Origin of the sequence: Burkholderia sp. ZZQ-2 (assembly GCF_050768715.1) — a bacterium.
Taxonomy (GTDB): domain Bacteria; phylum Pseudomonadota; class Gammaproteobacteria; order Burkholderiales; family Burkholderiaceae; genus Burkholderia; species Burkholderia cepacia.
In genome coordinates, this window is the sequence record NZ_LDVA01000329.1 from 1 (window position 1) to 4,118 (window position 4,118).

At 60.5% G+C, this 4,118-nt stretch carries 2 protein-coding genes and 1 pseudogene; 2 read left to right on the plus strand and 1 reads right to left on the minus strand.

The annotated features are described in order from the left end of the window. Positions 1-534 precede the first annotated feature (534 nt). Both ilvA and ABY44_RS30775 read left to right on the plus strand, forming a co-directional pair. Positions 535-1,572, plus strand: a pseudogene (gene ilvA, locus ABY44_RS30770) (threonine ammonia-lyase, biosynthetic); the annotation flags it as partial. A gap of 514 nt (positions 1,573-2,086) precedes the next feature. Continuing rightward, positions 2,087-2,725, plus strand: coding sequence for a response regulator (locus tag ABY44_RS30775; protein WP_431643072.1), 639 nt, complete (start codon positions 2,087-2,089; stop codon positions 2,723-2,725). A 100-nt stretch (positions 2,726-2,825) separates the two neighbouring features. Here the strand turns inward: ABY44_RS30775 and ABY44_RS30780 are convergent. Next, positions 2,826-4,024 (minus strand): IS3 family transposase gene (locus tag ABY44_RS30780; RefSeq protein WP_166488176.1). Its coding sequence is split into 2 segments (ribosomal slippage): positions 2,826-3,709 and positions 3,709-4,024, totalling 1,200 coding nucleotides; the frame shifts between segments, so codons are not numbered across the junction. Between the last annotated feature and the right edge of the window lie 94 nt (positions 4,025-4,118).

Here is a 4,118-nt window from a genome sequence, read left to right on the forward strand (position 1 = left end):
TGGTGACCAGCGCATACCGACCCAACTCAGCTGGGCGGTCTGGTATCGCCTCGATGGCCATTCCGGGCCGACCGCCACCCGCCGCGATTGAGCACCCGCGCCAGCACGTGTCCAGCCTGGTGGGTGAGCGTGATGTGCAGGCACGCGTGGTTGCTGCCTTGAAACCGGCCAGTCCGGCCACGGCGTTCGCTTCACCCAAAGCCGCCGGGCGCTTGACCTCACACGTTGAAACTGCCCCACGACAGGATGCGCAAGCGGCACCGAAGAAAACGCACACCGCCGGACGTGCCGCCGCCCGACGTGATGCGACTGGCTTTCAGCGTAGGCGCCGCTGGTTGACAGCATTCTCATAATCGTCAATCCTTGTGTCCATGGAACATCGAGCCATCGCCATCGCGCTGATTATTCGCACCATTCTCCGAATGGTGGGTTAGCGCGTACTTGCTCGATAACGAAAACCCGCCGCCGAGGCGGGTTTTTCATTTCCGCTTCTAGGCTTGCCCACCCTGACCTGGAAAGGAAATCATCGTGTTCATGCACCGAAACCCATTCGACGCGCACGTACAGAGCCCCGCCCATCCTTCGGCGCCGTTCGATTACCTCAAAAAAATTCTGACCGCGCGGGTCTACGACGTCGCGATCGAAACCGATCTGGATTTCGCGCACAACCTGTCGGTTCGGTGTCGCAACGCGATCCATCTGAAGCGCGAGGACAAGCAGCCGGTGTTCTCGTTCAAGTTGCGTGGTGCGTACAACAAGATGGCGCAGATGCCGGCTGATGCGCTGGCTTGCGGTGTCATCACCGCGTCGGCCGGCAACCACGCACAGGGCGTTGCGTTCTGCGCGGCTCGCATGGGCGTGCACGCCGTGATCGTGGTGCCGCTCACGACGCCCCAGGTCAAGGTGGATGCCGTGCGCAGGCATGGTGGTTCGCGTGTCAAGGTCATTCAGGCCGGGGAGTCGTACAGCGACGCCTACGCGCACGCGCTCACGTTGCAGAAGGAGCGGAACCTGACGTTCGTGCATCCGTTCGACGACCCCGACGTGATCGCCGGCCAAGGCACGGTGGCGATGGAAATCTTGCGCCAGCATCAAAAGCCGATCCATGCGATCTTCGTGCCGATCGGCGGCGGCAGCCTGGCGTCCGGCGTGGCGACCTACGTGAAAGCCGTGCGACCGGGCATCAAGGTGATCGGCGTGCAGACGGAGGATTCATGCGCGATGGCGCAGTCGCTCCGTGCGGGTGAACGCGTCGAACTGGTGGAGGTCGGTTTGTTCTCGGACGGTACGGCGGTCAAACTGGTTGGACAAGAGACTTTCCGGTTATGCCGCGAACACCTCGACGACGTGGTGACGGTCGATACCGATGGCCTGTGCGCGGCGATGAGGGATGTGTTCCAGGATACGCGGAGCGTGCTCGAACCGGCCGGTGCCCTGGCCGTCGCAGGGGCAAAGCTGTACGCCGAGTGCGAAGGGATCGAGAACGAAACGCTCATCGCGATCACGTCCGGCGCAAACATGAACTTCGATCGGCTGAGTTTCGTTGCGGAGCGCGCGAAACTGGCTGTTGCGTAGAAACCGATACGCAGGCCGGTGCATTGTTTGAGAGGCAGGGCCACCGGCCCCGTTGTTTTTACGCCGCTTGGTTGTCCAGGTACGCTCGCACGGCCCGATACGTGCCCTCACAATCGAAAGCAACCGACGGAAATCGACCCGTTTCAGTCTTCCACTCCATTCGTACGAACGTCATGACTGACCTCAACAGCAGTCAATCCCAGCCTCGCTCACGCTCCAAATTACTCGACGGGGCGGCGCTTTCTGTTTGAAATTTATCAAACTGATCACCTACTATTGAAGATCGGCATGTCTTCTGCGAGGGGACGTGCTCCGCAAGCGACTTCCATCGCGGTGCCAATCGTGGAAGCCGCGTAACGAGGCGGCGAATGCCCGTCGCCGATCAGCTTCGCTTCATTGATTCGGGGATAACAAAACGCCACGTGCCACGACGGCACGAGAGCAGGCGTGCGCGTGCAAATCGACGTGTTCGTTTGCGGCCAGCGTACGCGAGACGCTACGAGGCTCGAAAGTGAAGAAAGTGCTTCTCGCGGAACGTCATGCGATTACGCGTGACGGAATTCGGTACATACTTCAAAGAACTGGTGAGTATCAAGTTGCTCGCGAGTTGTCCGACGGCGATGCACTAATTGCGACAGCCAAAAATGAAACATTTGACGTTGCGATTGTTGACCTCACTAGCATTGGCGTCAGGTCCATCGAACTGATTAGCCAACTCGTCGCTTGTGCCCCGAAGATGCTGATACTCGCGCTATGCAGCAAGGCCGAACCGACTCGCGCAAAGTCAGTGTTCGGCGCTGGTGCGTCTGGCTTCGTCACGAAAGACAGCACCGCAGTCGAATTGGTCCAGGCAGTGCACGCCGTGCTTGCCGGGCACAAGTACATGAGCGCTCAGGTCGCCGAGCTCATGATTCGTACGATTGACCTCCCTCCCGATGCACCATTGCATGCGCGCTTGACTGTTCGAGAGAACGAAGTGCTCAAACGCCTCGCATACGGTGATGGCATCTCGGATATCGCCAAGGATCTGGGTCTGAATTCCAAGACGGTCAGTACATACAAGGCGCGCCTGCTCGCAAAGCTAGACCTCCGTAGTGACGCTGCGCTGATCCGCTACGCAGTTCAACAACAAATAATCGAGCCGGATTAACAGCGTCTCCTTCGAATCTGCACTGCCATCGGGTCCCGAACTGCCGTGGCATCAGCCGGAATCTGGAGTTGCCCCTGTAACTCAGGACACGCGGACACCGTTAGGTTGATGACACCGCATTACGCCTGAACTCGCGAGGCGAGCGGTATTTCAAGGCTTTGTGCGGGTGGCGCTCATTGTAGTGTTCAAACGCGATAGCCAGACGCGAGAGCGCTGTTGGTGCGTCAGACTTGTCCATATAGGCGACGTAATTGTCCTTCATGGTCTTCACGAACGATTCCGCCATGCCATTGCTCTGCGGCGAACGGACCGGTGTGGTCAGCGGCTCAAGACCCAGTTCGCGAGCGAAGCTGCGCGTGCGGTGGTCGATGTAGGCCGAGCCGTTGTCCGTCAGCCATTCAATGGGCTGCGCGGCCTGCGTGGTGCCGAAGCGCTGTTCGACGGCGGCCAGCATCACGTCGCGCACCACATCACCGCTATGCCCGCCGGTCGTTGCTGCCCAGCTAATCGCCTCGCGGTCGCAGCAGTCCAGCGCAAACGTCACGCGCAGCGGCGTACCATCGTCGCACCGAAACTCGAAGCCATCGGAGCACCAGCGGGTGTTGCTGCGGTCCACCGCAACGCGACCGTCATGTCGCCGCTTATCTCGCCGCACGCCAGGGCGGCGCAGCAGCAACTGATGCTCCCGCATGACCCGATACACGCGCTTGACGTTGATGCACGGCGCACCGCTCTGCTCCCGACTGCGGCGCAGCAGCGCCCAGACACGGCGGTAGCCGTAGGTGGGAAGGTGCGCCACATGGGCCTGAATCTCCTCGACCAGCCCGGCATCGTTGGTCACGCGGGCACGGCGACCATCGCGCCAGTCGGACGAGCGAGCTCGCTTCACCGCCACGGCAGAGCGCGCCACGCCGAGAACTTCGCAGACCGTCTTCATCGGTCGTCCCCCGGCAGCAAGGGCGAGCGCGCAATCAGGTTTTTTGAACGGCCCCATTCCACGGCTTCTTTCAGGATTTCGACCTCCAGCGTCTTCTTCCCAAGTAGCCGTTGCAGTTCCTTGATTTCCTTGATGGCGGCGGCCAGCTCAGATGCCGGCACAACGGTTTCGCCTGCCTTCACCGCCGCCAGACTGCCTTCCTGGTATTGCTTGCGCCAGCCGAACACTTGGTTGGCGTTGACGCCGTGCCGACGTGCAACGGCCGACACCGACGCTCCCGGCTCCAATGTTTCCTGCACGATGGCGATTTTTTCTTGCGCCGTGCGCCGACGACGGCGCTCCGGCTCGGTCAGAATTTCGATGCTTTCCACGTAATGACTAGGCTTACTGATAGGCACAAGACTATCCCTTATTTTAAGAGAGTCCTCGTGTCCTCAGATACGTGGGGTCGCTCCA